Raw genomic sequence first — 18,766 nt, 5'->3', positions numbered from 1 at the left:
GGCCACGCCGCGCCTGTTCGAACAGCACCTCCTCGGCGTGACCCGCCTCGCCGTCATCGCCCTGAACGGGCACGGCCGGGTCGGCCAGTGGAGCGACACGGCCGAGGAGCTCTTCGGCCTCGGCCGCGTCCAGGCGCTCGGCCGCTCGCTCACGACGCTGCTGCACCTGCCGCCCGAGCACCGGGGCGTCTTCGAACCCGACTCGTTCGCCAAGGTCTGGTGCGGCACCTGCGCCGTGCCGAGGGTCGACGGCGGCGACCGCGCCGAGGTCGCCTGGTGGGTCTACCCGATCGAACGGTCCACCGGCGGCCCCGAGGCGGGCGGCGTCCGCGTCCTCGCCCTGGCCGCCGACCTGCGTCGCCTGCGCGACGAGGGCCCGGGGCTCGGCATGGGCGACGTCCTGGTCGTGTCGCCGCCGACGTCCTCGCGGTCCGCGGCGTCCGGCGTCCGGCTGCTGCGGATCGAGCCCGCGCTGCTGCCCCCCGACGAGCACGACACCGCCCCGCTCGGCCACCGCCTCGCCGACCTGCTGCCGCTGATGGGCCCGTCCGCCGCCGAGCTGATCGTCTCCCGCGTGCTGGAGCTGGGCTATCCCGCGATCGACCTGAACGTGACCGTGCGGCTGCCGATCGTTCCGCACTGGGACGGCATGCCCCGCGCCCTGCGCCTGCGCCCCCGCTCCCTGGCCGCCACGCCGCCCGGGGCGGAGGCGGAGGGCGGGGCGGAGGGCGGGGTGGAGGCGGACGCGGAGCCGTCCCCGGCGGTCGAGCCCGGCCCCGACCGGCGCTCCGCCGGGAAGCGCAAGCGGGCGCGCGGCGGCGCGTCCCCCCGCACCCTCGTCCCGCCGCCGCCGCTGGCGGGCGACCTGGAGACGATGGCCGTACGGGAGCAGTTCAGCTACCTCGGCGAGGCGGGCCAGCAGATCGGCAGCTCCCTCGACCACCTCCAGGCGGCCCGGTCCCTCGCCCAGGTGCTCGTCCCGAGGCTCGCCGACTTCGCCGCCGTCGAACTGCTCGAACACGTCGTCGCCGCCGAGACCGAACGGCCCGTCCGCGAGATCGACGAGTCCACGCTGATGCGCCGCATCGCCGTCGTCCACGACGACGAGCCCGGACGCTGGGACGACGTGGTCCCCGAGGACGAGCTGCTCAACCTGCCGAAGGAGACGCCGTTCGTCCAGGCGATGCGGACGGGCCGCGCCGTGCACGTCCCGCGCATCGACCGCGAGCGCGCCGAGCGGCTGGCCGGGCTGCTCGCGCACCGCGGCCTGCGCCCGCTGCTCAGCGGCCGGGCGATGCTGATCGTCCCGCTGATCGCGCGCGGCCAGGTGCTCGGCACGTTCGAGCTGCTGCGCCGGTCCGACCGGCCGGGGTTCGACGAGTTCGACCTCGTCCTCGCCGAGGAGCTGGCCCGCCGCGCGGCGCTCTGCATCGACAACGGGCGCCTCTACCAGCGCGAGGCACGTACCGCGCAGGAGCTCCAGCGCAGCATGCTGCCCGCCGACCCGCCGAAGACCGCGGGCGCGCGGGTGTGCTTCCGCTACCGGCCCGCCGGGCAGGTCGCGCAGGTCGGCGGCGACTGGTTCGACGCGATCCCGCTGCCCGGCTGCCGGCTCGGCATCGTCGTCGGCGACGTGATGGGCCACGGCCTCACCTCCGCCGCGATCATGGGCCAGCTCCGCACCGCCGTCCGCACCCTCGCCGCGCAGGACCTGCGGCCCGACCGGCTGCTGCGCCAGCTCGACTCGCTCGCGCAGCGGCTCGGCGACGGCTACCTCGCCACCTGCCTGTACGCGGTGTACGACCCGGTGGAGCGGCGCTGCCAGGTCGCCAACGCCGGGCACGTCCCGCCCGTCCTCGTCTCCCCGTACGGCGAGAGCCGGGTGCTGCCGGTGCCGGAGGGGGTGCCGATCGGGGTGGGCGGCGAGCCGTTCGACACCGTCGAGATCGGCGTCGAGGACGGCTCGCGCCTCGTCCTGTGCACCGACGGCCTGCTCGAACGCCGCGACCGCGACATCGACGTGGGCCTGGAGGAGCTGCGCGCGCACCTCGCCGGATCCTCGCCCTACCTCGACAGCACCTGCGACGCCGTCCTGAAGGCCCTCACCACCACCGTGCCGTCCGACGACATCGCGCTCGTCGCCGTCGGGTTCGACGGCATCGCCAAGGACGACGTCGTCACCTGGAACCTGCCCGCCGAGGCGAGCATGGTGCCCGAGGCGCGCGCGATGGTCGCGGCGAAGCTCGCCGAGTGGGGCCTGGCCGCCCTCACCGACGCCGTGCAGCTCATGGTCAGCGAGCTGGTCACCAACGCGCTGGTGCACGGCGCGGGCTCCATCGCGATGCGGCTGATCAGGGGCACCGCGCTGCTGTGCGAGGTGTACGACGACGGCAACGAGCTGCCGCGGCTGCGGCACGCGGACGCCACCGACGAGTCGGGCCGCGGCCTGCACCTCGTCGGCCACCTCGCCGAGCGCTGGGGCACCAACCGCACCGAGCGCGGCAAGGTCGTCTGGTTCGAGCACGCCCTCGCCGGCTGACCTGTCCCGGTCGGTTGGTAGGGGATTGTCGCTTCTGCGACAGATTCTTTCCAACGTCCGCATCCGCTCAGATCGATAGTGTCGGTCGAGGGACCCGAACCGGGTCCCGGGGGCGGGGGACGAGTGGGCGAGATTCTGACGCTGCCGGTTCCGGAGACGCTGAACGCCACGTACGCCGTGGCGTTCTCCGCGCCGCCGCCGGACCCCTTGGAGTTCGCGCGCGAGCAGGTGGCGCGGCGCGTCCCGCCGCCGCTGCGCGACCTGGCCCTGCGGATGCTGGGCAGCCCGATGCTCGCCCTGGACCTGCGCCCGGCCGCGGAGTTCCCGCCGCTGCCCGCCGACCTGCTCGAAGCGTACGGCGCCACCGGCGCGGAGCTGGCCGCGATCACCGGCGCCCCGCACCTGCTCGCCGTCCGCGCGGCGTACCGTCCCGGCTGGCCGCCCGCGCACGAGTGGGCGGCCCGCGCCGTCGCGGGCGCGCTCGCCGCCCGCGTCATCGACGTGTTCACCCCGCGGGTGCTGACCCGCGACCAGGTCGAGCGCTCGCTGCCCGGCCCCGATGGAACGATCCGCCTCACCGACTGGATGCTGCTGCCCCACACCGCGGGCCCGCACGGCCTGTGGTTCACCACCAAGGGCCTGGCCAGGTTCGGGCTGCCCGAACTCCAGACCGAGAACGTTCCACCGCACCTCCTCGAACCGTGGGGCCGCCTCCTCAACGGCCTCGCCCGCCGCCTCCTCGACCTCTGGCTCGCCCGCCTCGGCGAGCAGCCCGTCGTCGTGGACCTGCCCGGCACCGTCTCGGTCGGCCTCCAGGACGTCGCCGCCGCGCACGGCACCGAGGAGCCGACGCGCCGCGAGGTCGCCGTACGGATCCGGCTCGACGCCCCCGGCGTCCTCACCGTCCTGCCTCCGGACGACGGCCCGGACCGCTACGAGACGCTCTGCGCCGCGCTGTTCGGGACCTCACAGGCCAGCGCCCCATGACCGGCGACCTTGCCGATGATCTTGTTCTCGGCGGAGGATCGACACCGTGAGAATCGGCCCGCGCGACCGCCCCGCCCCCGAACCCGAGGATTCCGGCGAACACCCCCGGGTCCCGCACCCCGGCGACGTCCACGTCGCGGGCAGACGCCGTCCCGAGGAGTGGGTGCACGTCCAGTCCGGCCGCGACGCCCCAGGAACGACCGACCCGGGAACGACCGACCCCGACCCGCCGGGCGGCGACCCCTCCGAGCCGGGCCCCGGCCGGGACGCGCCGTTCCCGCAGGCCTCCGCCGCACCGCAGCCGGGCCCGCCCCCCGAGGCCGCCGCGGCACCGCCGGCGGGCCCGTCGCCCGAGGCCGCCGCCGCCGAACGTTCCCGATGGGCCGAGACCGAATGGACACGCGCCGGCACAGAGGAGCCGTTCCTCCCCGGCAAGGGCCTCGCCGCTGAACCACCCGGCGAACCCCCCGGCGAGAAGCGCGGCCCGCTCGCCGCCCAACCGCCCCCCGACCCCGCCCCCGCCGGACCACCCGCCGGACCACCTGCCGGACCACCCGCCGGACGACCCGCCGGTCCTCCCGCGTCGGGCCCGTCCCCGGCGTTCGGCGCGAGCCCGTCCCCGCCCCAGGACCCGCCGCCCGCTGCCCGTCCGTCCCCGCGCCAGGAACCACCGTCCGCGACGCGCCCGGCCCCGCTCCAGCAGCCGCCACCTGCCAGCCGTCCGGCGCCGCCTACGACGCCGCCACCGGCCCCGCCTCCCGAGTCGCCCGCCGCCTTCGGCTCCGCAGCGCCTGACGTCCCGTCCGGTCCGCCCGCGTCCTTCACCGCCCCCCAGCGCCCCCCACAGTCCACGGAGCGTCCCCCCATCACACCCCCTCCCAACTCCGCGCCGAGTCCGGCGGAACGTCCTTCCGCTCCAGGCGCCGCCCCCGAACGTTCCGTACCGCCGCCCCGTTCCGAGCGGCCCCCTGGCCCAGGCCCGGCGTCGTCCGAGCCGGGGCCGTACGGGGAGCGTGAGCGGCCCGCGCCGTCGCACCGTTCCGAACGGTCTCCCATCCCCGGCGTGCCGTCCGCGTCAGGTCCGGCATCGTCCCCCGAGCCGGTCTCACCTCTCGACGCGCGTGAACGTTCCGCGCCGTCGCACCGTTCGGAGCGCTCTGCCATCCCGGGTGTGCCGTCCGCTCCGAGTGCCGCGCCGCCTTCCGACCCGGGCCCGCCGCGCGAACGGTCCGTCCCCGCGTCCCCCTCCGGGCGGGCCGCCTCCGTCACCCGGCCCGACCTGAAGAAGGGCCCCGTTCCCGAGCCCGGTACGGGACGGCGCGCCGGAGTGCCCGGCGAACCGGCCCACGGCGCCGAACCGCGCCGCTGGAAGGCGCTGGCCGACGCGTTCATCGCGGAGTTCGTGGGGAGCGCGACGTGGCGGGCGACGCTGTCCGTGCTGGACGGCGCGTTCCCCGGGCTCGGCATGGCGGCGACGCTGTCGCGCACCACCGACGAGCTCTGGCAGACGATGGACGTGCTCGGCCGGATGGGCGCGGCGAAGCTCGGCGTTCCCGCCTGGCTGGACGAGGCCGGGATGGTGTTCGACCTCAGCGCGCACCTGCACGCCCGGGAGAGCCTCGGCCCGGCGCGTACGGCGGCGCCCCGCGTCTCGCGGCCGTACGCGGGGGCGTTCGTGGTCGACACCCTCGATCCGCTCCGCTACCACCGCGCGGTCGGCGGTCCCGTCGCCCCCGGCGACAGCACGGCGGCCCGCGCACCCGCGGGCGAGGAGGACGACAGCGGCGCCGTGATCGTGGCGGACCTGGCGTCGGCCGAGGTGCGCGTCCTCGACTCGGCGGCGCTGTGGAGGTACGCGGGCAGGGTCGTCGCGGCGACGCTCCTCGACCCGGCGGCCCCGGAGACCCGCGCCCGCGCGCGCCGGGCGCTGCGCGCGCTGCGGCGCGTGGTGTTCGTCGATCCCGCCCTCGGGCTGGGCGTGTGCCTCCAGATCGACGTCGCCCGGACGCCCCGCTGCCTGCTCGCGTTCGGCGTGGACCGCGCCGAAGCCGGCGCCCCACGCTTCGTCCGCCCCTAGACCGTCCTCAAGCCCCGGCCAACGGCACTTGACCGGGGGCGCGCCGGGCCGGGTCTCGGCGGATGCCGCATCGTTTCGCGGTCCGTCCGGCGAGGCTCGCCTGCGGGCGCGCCTCATCAGGTGGTCAACGGGCTTGTGTGAGGCGAGGACGCTCCGGGACGGCCCGTTGAGTCTCCGGGCGGTCGGTCAGTCCTCGGTGCGGAGCCAGGAGAGGTCGCACTGGAACTCCTCGGGCAGTTCGCGGAGGCGGCTGGCGAGTTCCCACGGTTCGCCGGGGAGCGGCTGGTCGTCCGGGAGGACGCCGCACACCAGCGCGCTCGGCGTGCGCGCGATCGTGAACGGCCCGAACCGCGCGACGCCGCCGCCGCGCAGGTGCGCGAACTCGACGAGCAGTGCCGTCAGCGCGGACGGGTCCTGCGGGTCGTACAGGCCGCGCACGTGCGTGAACAGGTCGTCGGCGAGCGCGTCGGAGCGGCGGCCGGACAGGCGGTAGGCCGTGCCCCAGTAGCCGCCGCCGGCCGCCTGCGCGGAACGCTCGTCGCGGATCCGGACGCGGAGCCCGTACTCGGAGGCGCAGCGTTCGTACGCCTCGGCGAGCAGCGCCTCGGCCTCGCCCTCCTCGCTGAGCAGCAGGCCCGTGACGACGCCCTCCTGCCGGTCGAGCCGGTCGAGCATCTCGCGGTGCAGCTCGCGGATGTCCTGCTCGGCGGAGTCGAGGGAACGGGCCAGGGCGCGCTGGGCCTCGCGGTCGAGTTCCAGCGCGGACAGCTCGGAGGAGACCTCGTCGATCTCCTTCTCCAGGTGCTCGACCCTGCCGGTGAGGGACGCGAGGCGTTCGGCCGCCTCGGCGACGGCCGGCTCGCCGACCAGCGGCTGCGGGATCGCGATCCCGGGCTCGGCCGCCGCGGCCACCTCGGCCTGGAGCGCCTCGTGCCGCTTGGCCAGCTCCGCGACCTGGCCGTGGAGTTCGCGCAGCTCGGCCTGCGCGCGCGGAAGTCGCTTGTCGGAGGCCAGGTAGAGCTCGCGTCCTGCGATCGCCAGGCAGAGCAGGACCAGGATCACGGTGGTCATGTGGCTCCTCGGGGGGCGGCTGCGCTACCGACCCTAACCACCCGTAGGCGCCTTGGCGGACGGCGCACCGGATCTCGTCCGAATGACCCGCGTTCGCCCCTCGGCGACAGGGTGAAACGGACGTGCCCCGGGGGTGACGGCGACCTGGCGCGGACGCGGCCCTCCCCAGACCGAACGGGCGGAACCGTCAGCCGAACAGTCCCCCGAGCAGCCCGCCGAGCGCTTCGCCGATGCCGCCCGCGATCTCACCGGCGACGTCCCCCGCGACGTCGCCCGCGAAGTCGCCGAAGGCGCCGCCCGCCGCGTCCGCGACGGCGTGGCCCGCCACGTTGCCCGCGAACCCGGCGACCGCGTTGCCGAACTGGTCGACGGGCGCGCCCATCGCATAGTCCGCGACGTTCTGCGCGAAGCCCGCGGCGCCGATGGCCGCGTCGCCGACCGCCCCGACCGCCATGCCTCCGGCGATCCCCGCCGCGGCGGCCCCGCCGACCAGGCCCGCCGCCGCGACGCCGCTGCCCCACCCCGAACCGTGATGCCCGTGATGGCCCGGATGCCCGTGATGGTGGACGTGGACGGGCGGCTGACCCGGATGCCCCATCGGCGCGGGCGGGTACGCGGCGGGCGGAGCGGAATGCGGCGGCGGAGGCGCGCCGTGCGGAGCGGGCGGATAGGGCAACGGCCCGTTCGGTCCGTTCGGCCCGGGGGGAGCCGGGGGCGGGACGGCTCCCGGCAGCGGCCCCGGTCCGTGCTGGTACGCGGGCGCGCCCGCCGGACCGTGACCGGGCGCGGCTCCTGCCCCGTGGCCGGGCAGCGGACCATGCCCTGGCGCCGGCGCGGACCCGGGCCCGTACCCCGGCGCGGGGCCGTAGCCGGGCGCGGGCGGCGGACCATGCCCGTGCCCGGAACTGGGACTGTGCGCCGGCCCGTAACCGGGCGTCGGCCCGGCCCCAGACCCGTGACCGGCGCCGGGCGCATGGCCTGGGCCATGGGCAGGGGTGGGGCTGTACGCGGGCGTGTGACCGTGTCCAGGTGGCTGAGCGGGGCCATACCCCGGGTCGTTGGCCGGTGTGTGACCGTGTCCGGGGGGCGGGCCGTAACCGGGGGCCGGGCCGTGTCCGGGCGAACCTCCCGGCGGGGGGAACGACGGGCTGGCGTGTTCAGCGGGGGGCGAGCCTGGCGGCGGTCCCTGCGGAGGCATACCGCCACCGGAGCCGGGAGACGGTGCCGGAGGCGGGAACGACGCGTTGCCGCCTCCGCCGCCGTACGCCGCCGCCGGTTGCGCGCCCCCAGGGAACGCCGATCCACCGGACGAGGACGATGCGCCGCCGGACGCCCCGGCCCCGTGCAGCGCCGTCCAGGAGGGCTCCGAAGGCTCGGAGGGCCGCGACGAGGACGGCATGGCGTGGCCGGGCGGCGGCGACGCGTGACCCGCGCCGCCGGACGGGCCGGAGTGACCGGCCGCCGGGGTGTGGGGGAGTGCGGCCGCGGCGTCGAGCCACTGCGTGATCTTCGCGTCCCAGTCCGTCTCCGCGGCCTCCTTGTGGCCCGACGCGAAGCGGCCGAACGACTCGTCCGACGGCTCGGCACGGCCGTCGGCGCGCAGGACGAACGCGTTGGTGTGCGGGCTCGCGACGAAGCTCAACCCGACGAGGTCCAGCCGCCCCTGGTACGCGGCCGGCGGCGCGAGCAGGATCTCCTGGTGGAACGGGAGCTGCTGCGACACCCCGCGCAGCTTGGACTGCTTGAACCGCACGTGTTCGATGCGGAACCCGAGGCGCGCGATCGCCGCCAGCACCCACTGCTGCGACTCCAGGGGCTCGACGGAGATCGGGTCGACGTCGCCCGGGTCGGGCTGCCCCTTCACGTCCACCTCGGTGCACAGCCCGATCGTGAAGCCGGGCAGCTCGCGGCCGAGGACCGTCGTGAACGGCAGCTCGTACGGCAGCGGGATCGAGAACGACAGCGCGTGGTCCTGCCCCGCGCCGAGCTGGAACGGGCGGGTGAGCGCGCCGCGGTAGACGTCGGGCCCCGCGCTCTCGCCGCCGCCGGAGACCTGCATGCGCGGCATGAGCACGAGCGTCACGTGCCGGATGTCGAGCGGCCGGTCGCCACCGCGCAGATGCACCTTCCCGGCCACGACCCCGCCCGGCCGACAGTGCGGCTCGTTGAGAATCGCATCCACCAACGGCCCACCAGGACCACCGGGACCGGCAGGTCCGCCGGGACCACCCGCGCCACCGAATCCGCCCGGCCCGCCGTACCCGCCGGGACCGCCCGCTCCGGCCGGACCACCGGGACCGCCAGAGCCGCCGGGACCGCTGTACCCGCCGGGGCCACCGGCTCCAGCTGGACCGCCAGGGCCGCTGTATCCGCCGGGGCCGCCCGCGTTGCCCGGGCCGTAGCCGCCTGCCATCTGCCCGTAGGACACCGGCCGTTCCCCTCTCGCGACGGCGCGGGGCACTCCCCGCGTCTGTCAGACGGAATCCACCATGCCACCGGTTCGCACGACAAGCGGAACATTGCGGGCAGAATCGTGAACCGAGCCGCCACCCGGTCACCCTCACCCAGCCGTACGCCCTCACCCAGCCGGGCGTCCGGCATCCAGCCGGTGCCCTCACCTAGCGGACGCCGCCGCCTACCCGGGCGCCAGCACTCAGCCGGTCGCCGTCCGCCTGCCCGGTCGCGGTCACCTAGTTGGCCACCAGCACGTAGTCGGCCACCGGCACCCAGCTTGACGCCAGCACCCAGCCGGTCGCCGTCAGCCCACCCGGTCACGGTCACCTAATCGGCCACCGCCACCCAGTTCGGCGCCATTACCCAGCCGGACGCCGTCCGTCTACCCCGCCGCAGCCGCAGCCGCAGCCACGGCCGCGGTCACTCAGCGGTCGCCGTCAGTCAGCCGGTCGCCGTCCGACTAGCCGGTCACGGTCACTCAGCAGTCGCCGTCACTGTGACGGGGGCGTAGCCGAGCTTCTCCAGTGGTTCGCGGATCTGGGCGGCGTCGCCTACGGCGATGACGGTCAGTGCCTCGGGGTCGACGTGCTCGCGGTAGGCGCGGGCGACGCCGTCCGGAGTGGACGCCCGGACGGCCTCCAGGTAGCGGCTCGGGTAGTCGGCGCCGAGGCCGCTCGCGGACGCGTCGGCGAGTTCGGCGGCGACCGCGCGGGCCGTCTCGTACTCGGCGGGCGCGCGGTCGGCGAGGGCGCGCACGGACGCGCCGTGCTCCTCGTCGGAGATGCCCCGGGTGAGGACGCCGCGCAGTTCGGTCAGCGCGTCGGCGACGGCGTCGGCGGTGACCTCGGTGTGCACCGCGCCCTGCGCGATGAACAGCCCGCAGTGCCGCAGCCGCAGCAGCCCGGCCCGCGCGCCGTAGGTGTAGCCCTTCTCCTCGCGGAGCACCGCGTTGAGCCGGGACGTGAGGCCGCCGCCCAGCACGTGCGCGGCGACCGTCAGCGACGCCCAGTCGGGGTGCGAGCGGTCGGGCGTGCCGTGGCCGAGGCACAGGTACGTCTGGACGGATCCCGGGCGGTCGACCACGACGATCCGCGCGGCCGAACCGGGCTGGATCGTGTCGGCGGCGGGCAGCGCGACGCCGTCCGCGCCCCAGCCCTCCAGCGCCTCCCTGAGGGCCCCTTCGGCGTCCACGCCGGAAAGATCACCGGCGACGACGGCGGTGGCCTCCGCGGGCGCCACCGAGCCGTAGAACGCCCGTACGGCGGCGCCCTCGATCGCCTCGACGGACGCGCGGTCGCCGCCGGTCGGACGGGACGCGCGGGCGCCCGCCGGGAACATCACCGCGCGCAGCTCCTTCATGGCGCGGCTGCCCGGGTCGGCGTCGTCCTGCGCGATCTCGTCGAGCCGTTCGCGGACGAGGCGCTTGACATCGGCGTCGGCGAGCGCGGGCGACCGCACCACCTTCGAGAACAGCTCCAGCGCCGGGCCGAGCCGCGTCACCGGGACGTCGAGCGCGATCCGCAGCGCGGCGAGGTCGGCGGTGGCGTACAGGCTCGCGCCGAGGCGTTCGAACGCGGCGGTCAGCGCGGTGCCGCCGCCGGGTTCGGTGCCCTCCAGCAGCGCGCGCGCCAGGATCGTCGCGACGCCGTCGTCGCCGGCGGCCTCCCGTCCCGCGCCCGCGTCGAGGATGAGCCGGACGGCGGCGAGCCGCCGACCCGGCAGGTCGACGCGCAGCGTCGCGGGGCCGCCGGGCACCTCGCCCGCGCTGCCCGCCGGGAACGCCCACGCGGGGACCGGCTCGGGCGTCGGGCGCGGCTGAAGGACCAGGCCGTCTGGCTGCGTCACGAGGCACCTCCGTAGGTCAGCGCGGTACGGGCGGACGGCGCCATCCACCGGCCCGCCATCTCCTTGATCTGGCCCGCGGTGACCGCGGCGGCGCGGCCCGGCGCGGTGAACACGCGGGACGGGTCGCCGAACTGCGTGGCGTTCTGCGACAGCGCGTTGGCGAGCCCGGTCACGGTCTCGGTCTGCTCCAGGAACCCGCGCTCGGCCTGCGCGGCGGCGCGCGCCGCCTCGTCCTCGTCGGGCCCGTCGGCGGCGAACCGCGCGAGCTCCTCGTCGAGCACCTCGGCGATCTTCTCGGGGTCGGGGCCGATCGCGTCGACGATCGCGAGGGACGGGCCGGACGCCAGCCGCGTCACGCCCGCCCACACCTCGGTGGCGATCTCGTCGCGGCGCACCATCCGGTCGTACAGCCGGGAGCCGGAGCCGCCGCCGAGGATCTCGGCGGCCAGCTCGGCGGCCTCGATGTCGTCGCCGCCGTCGGTCGGCAGCGAGAACATCGCGAAGTAGGCGGGCGAGGGCACGTCCTCGTCGACCCTCTCCTCGCGCACGCCGCTCAGCGGGCCGAGGTCGCCGGGCCGCGCGGACGGCGTCGCCGGGCCCGCGGGCAGCCCGCCGAAGTAGCGCTCGACGGCCGCGAGGGTCTGCTCGGGGTCGACGTCGCCGACGATCGACAGGACGGCGTTGCCGGGCGCGTACCAGGTGCCGAAGAAGTCGGTGCAGTCGGACAGCGTCGTCGCGTCGAGGTCCTCCATCGAGCCGATGGGGGTGTGCGCGTACGGGTGGCCGGCTGGGAACGTCAGCCTGCACAGCCGCTCGAACGCCGTGCCGTAGGGCTGGTTGTCGTAGCGCTGGCGGCGCTCGTTCTTGACCACGTCGCGCTGGTTGTCGAGGTTGGCCTGGGTGAGCGCCGCGGGCAGGGTGCCCATCCGGTCGGCCTCCAGCCAGAGCGCGAGCTCCAGGTGGCTGACCGGGACCGTCTCGTAGTAGTTGGTGCGCTCGAACGACGTGCTGGCGTTGAACGTGGCGCCGGCGCTCTCCAGCAGCGCGGCGTGCTCGCCCTCGGCGACGTTGGCCGAGCCCTGGAACATCAGGTGCTCGAAGAGGTGCGCGAGCCCGGTGCGGCCGGCCCGCTCGTGCCGCGAGCCCACGCCGTACCAGATGTTGACGGCGGCCAGCGGTACGACATGGTCCTCGCAGACCACCACGCGCAGGCCATTGCCGAGCGTGTGCTCATGCAGCGGCTGTTCTGCCACGGAGCGCTCCCGTCCGGTCGTTGATCGGTTGACGGACAGCACCGCGCGCGTCGGCGGGACGGGGCCCTGGCGGCGGGCTTGATCTCAATCTCCGTCTCACCGTACCGGGTCCCCACGACACCGGCGGCCGGACGCACGGGACGGGTCCGGCGTCCTCGGCCGCGGGCCGCGCTCAGGTGGCGCGGCGTGCGGCGATGGCGTCCTCGAGCGACCCGTGCAGGACGAAGATCTTGGTGAGCTGGGTGACGTGGAAGACGCGCCGCACGCGGTCGTTGACCCCCATGAACGACATCGAGCCGTCGCGGGCGCGCAGCCGGTGGTAGACGCCGACGAGCACGCCGAGGCCGGTCGAGTCGAGGAAGGTGACCTCGCCGAGGTCCACGATCAGGTGCAGCCCGCCGTCGTCGATGATGCCGAGCATCATCTCGCGCAGCCGCGGGCTGGTGAACACGTCGATCTCGCCGCTGATCTTCACGACCGTGAAGTCCTTCTCGACCCTGTGCTCGACGGCGAATTCCACCGCGACTCCTTGCTCGATGCTCGGTGCTCGTGGGGAGGGCCCTATACCCGTGCGCTCGCGCCGTTACCCTCGGCAGGCGCCGCGATCTCGGCCACAGGACCGTACCGGCCGCCCTCGGACCCGTCACTCGTCCGGGGCTCTTTCTCAGAACGCGACGTTACCGCGCCCTTTCCCTGGGGACCTTGCTCGCGACCGCTAGGGGAGACTCCCCGCGCGGCCGTGTCAGGGCGTCCGGAACAGGGCCCAGACGATCTTTCCGTGCGGCAGCGAGCGCCAGCCCCAGCGCTCGCTGAACGACTCGACCAGGTGCAGCCCGCGTCCCGTCTCGGCGATGTAGTCGGGCTGCTTGCGGCGCGGCGCGGACGGGCTGGCGTCCAGGATCCCGCACAGCAGCCACGGCGCCTCGTGGATCAGCCGCAGCCGGATCGCCGCGGGCGCGGACCCGAGCGGGTCGGCCGAGCCCGGCGGCGGGACCGGACGTGGCCACGCCTTCACCCCGCCGCTGTGCCGCAGGGCGTTGGTGACCAGCTCGGAGACCACCAGGCCGAGATCGTCGGTGAGCGCCCCGAGGCCCCACTCGCACAACCGCGAGATCGCGAAGTGGCGGGCCTCGGTGACCGATTCCGGATCGGGCTGCACGGTGAACGAGACCGTCGGCCGCGCCGCCTCGGTGAGCGCGGCGAGGGCGTGGTCCAGCCTGGGGGGCAGGTCTGACGATTCCGGTATGGGCGTCGAGTACACGGCATAGTCCTGTGGTTCCGCCGGCCCCACGACGGGGCCGACCTCCCACCGCGTGTCGTCGTGCGCGTGGCGTGACGTCATTCCCCGGACCCCGCAGAGTGATCTCGTTGTGCAGCCGTGGCTCGGAAGTCTCGTGCGTTATCCTGCGCATCGTAGCGTGCGAATGCAAGGCCCAATGCACGTGCATCTGGACTCGCGAGGGTCCGCGGCGGCGCGATGCACACGGGTGATCGGAGGTAACCGCAGGACACGGACGCCAGTGGCACACTGAGTACGCTTTCCGGCTACGCCGGAGAAAGAAGTTGGCTGTCCCCCATCTAGCCGGGAGGTTGGGCGTGACTCCTGAGACGCCGGGAACCGGGTCGACGGTTCGCCGGATCCTGCTCGGTTCACAGCTCCGACGCCTTCGAGAGGCGAAGGGCGTGACCCGGCAGGACGCCGGTTATGTCATCCGCGCGTCCGAGTCCAAGATCAGCCGCCTGGAACTGGGACGCGTCAGCTTCAAGGAACGCGACGTTGACGACCTGCTCACGCTGTACGGCGTCGGCGACAAGACCGAACGCGGCGCGCTGCTACAGCTCGCGCGGGAGGCCAACACCCCGGTTGGTGGCACCGGTACAACGATGTCCTGCCCGGCTGGTTCCAGACCTATGTGGGCCTGGAGGAGTCGGCGGCGCTGATCCGCACGTACGAGCTGCAATTCGTCCCGGGGCTGTTGCAGTCGGAGGGGTACGCGCGTGCGGTGATCCGCCTGGGCAACGCCGGAGCCGCCGAACACGAGATCGACCAGCGCGTGGAGCTGCGCCTGCAACGCCAGGAGCGCCTCACGGGCCCGGACGCGCCCCGCCTCTGGGCGGTGCTGGACGAGGGGGCGCTCAGGCGTCCCATCGGAGGTCCGGAGGTGATGCGGGGCCAGTTCGAGCATCTCATCGAGATGTCCAAGCTGCCCAACGTCACCATCCAGATCATGCCGTTCCGGTTCGGCGGTCACGCGGCCGAGGGTGGAGCCTTCTCGATCCTGCGCTTTCCCGAGCAGGACCTGCCGGACGTGGTTTACGTCGAGAACCTCACCGGCGCGATGTACCTGGACAAGCGAGACGACGTCGACACGTACTTGCAGGCGATGGAACGCCTGTGCGTCGACAGTGCGACCCCGGAACGCACCGTCGAGCTTCTCGGTGATCTTCTCAGAGAGACATGATGCTCAAGACCGACTACGACAACGGGATGCCCGCCACCAAGCTCCACGGGGCGCGGTGGCAGAAGTCCCAGCGAAGCAACTCCCAGGGGAACTGCGTCGAGATCGCCGAACTGCCCGGCGGGCGGGTCGCGATGCGCAACTCCCGGCACCCCGAGGGCCCGGCCCTCATCTACACCCGCCCCGAGATCGAAGCCCTCATCCTTGGAGCCAAGGACGGCGACTTCGACCACCTGATCGCCTCCCACAACTGATCCACCGAACCCCGCTAACGAGCCGCCGCGGGATTCCGCCGGAATCCCGCCCGGCTCGCCGCGCGCCACTCTCCCCGCGCGCGACCTCTCTCCCCAACCCCTCTTAAGCCGTTCGGCGCTCGCAAGTGCCTTGCGCCCGCGGTCCTGGCGCTTTCGAGCTTCTTGCACCCGCGGCCTGACGCACTAGCGCTCCTTGCGCCCGCGGCCCTGACACACTCGCGCTCCTTGCGCCCGCGGCCGGACGCACTCGCGCTCCTGGCCTTCGCACGCTCCTGGCCTTCTCGCGCTTTGACGCTTTCGCGGCCCTGGCGCTCGCGCGCTCCTGACGGCTTGGCGCGCTACGGCCTTGCGGTCCTGGCGTGTGGGTGTTCAGCCGCAGTTGCCGTAGGGGGCGGTGGCGCCGTTGCCGCCGAAGCGGACGCACTTCTTGGCGGCCGACACGTACACCGGGCCCGCGTACCAGTCGAACGAGCCGCTGTCGCCGATCCTGCCGCCGCCGCTGCGCTGGATCCACACCGACACCGGCGACGCCTTGCCGACGCCGCGGGTCTTCAGCGTGACCGCGCAGTTGTAGCCCGAGCTGTTGTAGAGCAGGTAGGCGATCCCGCCGGAACCCGACACCGAACGCTGCACGTAGTAGCCGCCGCCGTGGCCTCCGCTGTTGCAGACGGCCTGCGGGGAGTACTTGTTGGCCGGTTCCTGTGGAGCCGGGCCGCCTCCGCCGCCCCGTCCGCCGCCGCCCTTGGCCGGAACCGACTTCTCGGGCTGTCCCGGCCGCTTGGGCTGGGCGGGGCCGTTGGACGCGCCGCCCTTCTGCCCGCCGCCCTTGCCGCCCGGGGGACGTCCGGACGGCTTCTTGCCGTCCGTCGCCGGGGCGCCGGGAGCGGCTTCGGCGGGGCCGTCCTGCGCCGGCTGGTCGGCGGCCGTGCGCCGCTCGTGCCCGCCGTCGTCCGGACGGGTCGCGGCCCACACCGAGCCTCCCGCCACGATGGCGAGGACGGCCACGGCCGCGGCCACCGGGATGATCCGCTTGCCCGCGCCGCGGTTCGGCGGCCGGCCGTAGCCGGGCGCCTGCGTCGCCTGGGGCGGGAACGGCGGAACGTTCGGCGGGGGAGTCGTTCCGTCGCCGAACGGGGCGGGCTGCGGGCTCGTGCTCCCCCGCGCGCCGCCGGGGTCGGTGCCGTGGTCGGGCGGCAGGACCGCGCCCGCCATGGCGCCCGGGTCCGTCGAGGAACCGAGCGGCCTCGGCATCACGGGAACGCCCGGCGCGGCGGGGGCCTGGCCGGGGAGAACCGGCGCGTTGCCCACCGGGAACGCGGGCAGCGGCGGCAGCGGCTGCGCGGACGGAGCCGTGCCCGTCGCCGCGCCGACGAGGCGTTCCTGCGCCTCGCGCGCGGTGGGACGTTGCGCGGGCTCCTTGTGCAGGCACGCCAGGACGAGTTCGCGCAGCGAGTCGGGCAGGTCGCCGAGATCGGGCTCGCCGGTCAGGATGCGGTGCATCACCGACGCCATCTCGTCGTTGCCGAACGCGGGCCGCCCGTTCGCCGCGAACGCCATCGTGGTGCCCCAGGCGAACATGTCGGCGGCCGGCCCGACCTCGCCGCCGGTGAAGTGCTCGGGCGCCATGTACGCGGGCGTGCCGACGTTCTGCGTCTCGCCCGCCGCGCCGAGGGCGCGCGCCACGCCGAAGTCGATCACGCGGGGGCCGTCCGGGCCCATCATGACGTTGTGCGGCTTGAAGTCGCGGTGCACGATCCCGGCCTGGTGGATCGCGATGAGCGCGGTCAGCGTGCTGACCGCGAGCCGTTCGAGCGCGCCGCCCGTGCGCGGGCCCTCGGCCCGCACGATCCGGTGCAGCGACTGTCCCGGCACGTACTCGCTGACGATGTACGGCTGGTCGCCCGCCACGTCGGCGTCCAGGACCTGCGCGGTGCAGAACCGCGCGACGGCCTTGGCGACCTCCAGCTCGCGGACGAACCGCGCCCGCGCCGAGTCGTCGCCGGTCAGCCCGGCGTGCAGCAGCTTGATCGCGACGTGGTCGGCGACGCGCGGGGCCTCGCCCGCGCCGCCCGCCCGGCGGCCCAGGAACACCGCGCCCTGCCCGCCCTCGCCCAGCCGGCCCAGGATCTCGTAGCCGCCCAGCTCGGTCGGATCGCCCGACCGCAGAGGGTGGGCGTCCGGCATCGTCCTGTCCGTCACACCACTCGCTTCCGTCGCTTTCAGCACCTGCGTAGCAGACTTCTGGTCACAAGATGGTATTTGCTCTGAGGTGTGCGGGGGGTCCTGAGGGGGTAAGCGATTCCGTTAGCGCTGGTCGGCGCGCGGTTTCCGGCGCGGGGACGTCCCGGCGCCTGATCCGTTCCGTACGTTCGCGCGCCTCTGAGGCGGCCTCCCGTCGGGGCCGCTGCAAAGAGAGAAGCCTCCGGCTGATCGGGTGATCAGCCGGAGGCTTCTTCGTGCGGCCGGAAGCGGCCAGCTCCACTGGCGGAATCGTTCCGTCGTGGGTCGCCGCCCGCTTGCGCGGCCGGGGTGTCAGGGCCGTCCGAGCCGCCGGTCGGCGACGGTCCGCGGGTTCACGGTGGTTCCCGGGTGTCGCGCGGGGGGCGGAGGGACGGTCGTCGGGGGACGGGGGTCAGGCCGGGTCGGGGTTCCGTCGCGTGGGACGGCCGTCCGCCCGGCCGCCGTCATGGCCCGGTGGGCCCTCCGGGGCGTGGTCCCCATGCTCGCGTTCGAGGCGGGCGGCCACCGCGAGGGCGCGGAGCGAGGTCGTCTTGACCTGCTTGTGGGCGGAACGTTCGGAATGGGCTCGGGGTCTGAGGATGCTGCTGCGCACCGTTGCCTCCTTGGGGTCGGTTCGTGCGGGGGGTCGGCACGGGGATACCCGGCGTACCGCGCGTCGCACGCTTAGTTGCAACAGCAAGATCCCGGGCGCTATTCCGAGTGATCCCTCCGTTTTTTGCCCGGGGCTGGATCCGGCACGGCTATCTAGTTTGTATTCCTATCTAGCTCGATGTAGCGTCTAGGTCGTTCAGTAGACCTCTGTGAACGGACGGTGGACGCGATGCGGATCTCCCCGGACTTCTCCGCCCTCGGGCTCGCCCTGGCCGTCGCGCTGGCGGCCTACCTCGCGGTCGGCGAGGCGCTCCACGGCAAGCGGTCGTACGAGCGGCTCCGGCGCACGCGCGACACCGACCCGAAGGCGCTGACCAGGCTGTACGCCCGGTGGATCGGCGGCTCGTGGGCGTGGGTCGCGGTCGTCGGGGCCGTCCTGCTCGCCTCGCCGGGCGTCGAGCCGTCCGACCTCGGCCTCACCGCGCCGGACGACATGGGCGGCGCGCTCGGAACGGTCACCGGCGTCGCCGTCGCGATCCTGGTCAGCACGCTGGCGCTGCGCCGCTGGGCCCGTTCCGGACGCAGGGTGCCCGGCCAGGACGCGTTCGCCGAGCTGCTGCCGCGGACCCGCGCCGAACGGGGCCACGCGCTCGCGATGGCCGTGACCGCCGGCGTCTGCGAGGAGATCGTCTTCCGCGGGCTGCTGATCGCGCTCGGCGTCGGCGCGCTCGGCCTGGACCCGCGCCCCGCCGCCGTGCTCGCCCTCGCGGTCTTCACCCTCGGCCACCTCTACCAGGGCTGGAAGGGGATGGCCGCGGTCGCGGCGGTCGGCTGGCTGCTGTCCTCGCTCTACCTGGCGACCGGCAGCCTGCTCGCGCCCATCGTGGCGCACATCCTCATCGACGTCCGCGGGCTGGTCCTCACGCCCGCGCCCGCCCGCCGCCCCGCCGAGCCGTTCGCCCCGGCCCGGATCGCTGGCTAGATTGCTTGGCTAC

Annotated in this window: 13 protein-coding genes and 1 pseudogene; 6 read left to right on the top strand and 8 right to left on the bottom strand. The window is 74.6% G+C overall.

Features of this window, described 5'->3' with window-relative positions; all coding sequences use genetic code 11:
- The first annotated feature begins 37 nt into the window (after positions 1 to 37).
- From GEV43_RS53710 to GEV43_RS09500, 3 genes are all read left to right on the top strand, one after another.
- On the top strand, positions 38 to 2,539 hold the full coding sequence (locus GEV43_RS53710) for a SpoIIE family protein phosphatase (RefSeq protein WP_160820368.1): 2,502 nt from the start codon (positions 38 to 40) through the stop codon (positions 2,537 to 2,539).
- 123 nt (positions 2,540 to 2,662) lie between these two features.
- Complete coding sequence (locus tag GEV43_RS09505; protein WP_309239545.1) at positions 2,663 to 3,526, top strand: hypothetical protein; 864 nt, start codon at positions 2,663 to 2,665, stop codon at positions 3,524 to 3,526.
- Positions 3,527 to 4,697: 1,171 nt separating this feature from the next.
- Positions 4,698 to 5,603, top strand: a complete 906-nt coding sequence (locus tag GEV43_RS09500) for a hypothetical protein (protein ID WP_160820367.1) — start codon at positions 4,698 to 4,700, stop codon at positions 5,601 to 5,603.
- 186 nt (positions 5,604 to 5,789) lie between these two features.
- Here GEV43_RS09500 and GEV43_RS09495 read toward each other — a convergent pair whose 3' ends face one another.
- The 6 genes from GEV43_RS09495 to GEV43_RS09465 form a co-directional block, all read right to left on the bottom strand.
- The gene (locus tag GEV43_RS09495; RefSeq protein ID WP_160820366.1) at positions 5,790 to 6,674 is read right to left on the bottom strand and encodes a hypothetical protein; all 885 of its coding nucleotides are present in this window, start codon (positions 6,672 to 6,674) and stop codon (positions 5,790 to 5,792) included.
- Positions 6,675 to 6,861: 187 nt separating this feature from the next.
- Positions 6,862 to 9,087 (bottom strand): sporulation protein, encoded by a 2,226-nt coding sequence (locus GEV43_RS53705; protein WP_302931187.1) that lies wholly within the window; start codon positions 9,085 to 9,087, stop codon positions 6,862 to 6,864.
- A gap of 515 nt (positions 9,088 to 9,602) precedes the next feature.
- Entirely contained in the window at positions 9,603 to 10,973 is a 1,371-nt protein-coding gene (locus tag GEV43_RS09480; protein WP_160820365.1) for a pitrilysin family protein, read from the bottom strand.
- Positions 10,970 to 12,226 carry a pitrilysin family protein gene (locus tag GEV43_RS09475; protein WP_160820364.1) on the bottom strand — a complete coding sequence of 419 codons (1,257 nt, stop codon included), beginning with the start codon at positions 12,224 to 12,226 and terminating at the stop codon, positions 10,970 to 10,972. Before GEV43_RS09475 ends, GEV43_RS09480 begins: the two co-directional genes overlap by 4 nt.
- A 172-nt stretch (positions 12,227 to 12,398) precedes the next feature.
- Positions 12,399 to 12,746, bottom strand: coding sequence for an STAS domain-containing protein (locus GEV43_RS09470; protein WP_160820363.1), 348 nt, complete (start codon positions 12,744 to 12,746; stop codon positions 12,399 to 12,401).
- 222 nt (positions 12,747 to 12,968) lie between these two features.
- Positions 12,969 to 13,487, bottom strand: a complete 519-nt coding sequence (locus GEV43_RS09465) for an ATP-binding protein (protein ID WP_309239544.1) — start codon at positions 13,485 to 13,487, stop codon at positions 12,969 to 12,971.
- Between the two features lie 380 nt (positions 13,488 to 13,867).
- Here GEV43_RS09465 and GEV43_RS09460 point away from each other — a divergent pair.
- Positions 13,868 to 14,688, top strand: a pseudogene (locus GEV43_RS09460) (helix-turn-helix domain-containing protein).
- Positions 14,688 to 14,939: a DUF397 domain-containing protein gene (locus GEV43_RS09455; protein ID WP_160824417.1), complete on the top strand. Its 252-nt coding sequence runs from the start codon at positions 14,688 to 14,690 to the stop codon at positions 14,937 to 14,939. The pseudogene GEV43_RS09460 and the gene GEV43_RS09455 overlap by 1 nt, the downstream one beginning before the upstream one ends.
- 369 nt (positions 14,940 to 15,308) lie before the next feature.
- Here the strand turns inward: GEV43_RS09455 and GEV43_RS09450 are convergent, their stop codons facing one another.
- Positions 15,309 to 17,138, bottom strand: a complete 1,830-nt coding sequence (locus tag GEV43_RS09450) for a protein kinase (protein WP_309239543.1) — start codon at positions 17,136 to 17,138, stop codon at positions 15,309 to 15,311.
- Positions 17,139 to 17,571: 433 nt separating this feature from the next.
- Positions 17,572 to 17,772, bottom strand: a complete 201-nt coding sequence (locus GEV43_RS09445; protein ID WP_160820362.1) for a hypothetical protein — start codon at positions 17,770 to 17,772, stop codon at positions 17,572 to 17,574.
- Positions 17,773 to 18,000: 228 nt separating this feature from the next.
- Here GEV43_RS09445 and GEV43_RS09440 point away from each other — a divergent pair, with 228 nt between their 5' ends.
- Positions 18,001 to 18,753 carry a CPBP family intramembrane glutamic endopeptidase gene (locus GEV43_RS09440; RefSeq protein WP_175250009.1) on the top strand — a complete coding sequence of 251 codons (753 nt, stop codon included), beginning with the start codon at positions 18,001 to 18,003 and terminating at the stop codon, positions 18,751 to 18,753.
- Positions 18,754 to 18,766 lie beyond the last annotated feature (13 nt).

This window comes from Actinomadura sp. J1-007 (assembly GCF_009793335.1).
GTDB classification, from domain to species: Bacteria; Actinomycetota; Actinomycetes; order Streptosporangiales; family Streptosporangiaceae; genus Spirillospora; species Spirillospora yumaensis.
Note: the sequence above shows the minus strand (reverse complement) of the source record. Positions and strands in the feature narration are given on the sequence as shown.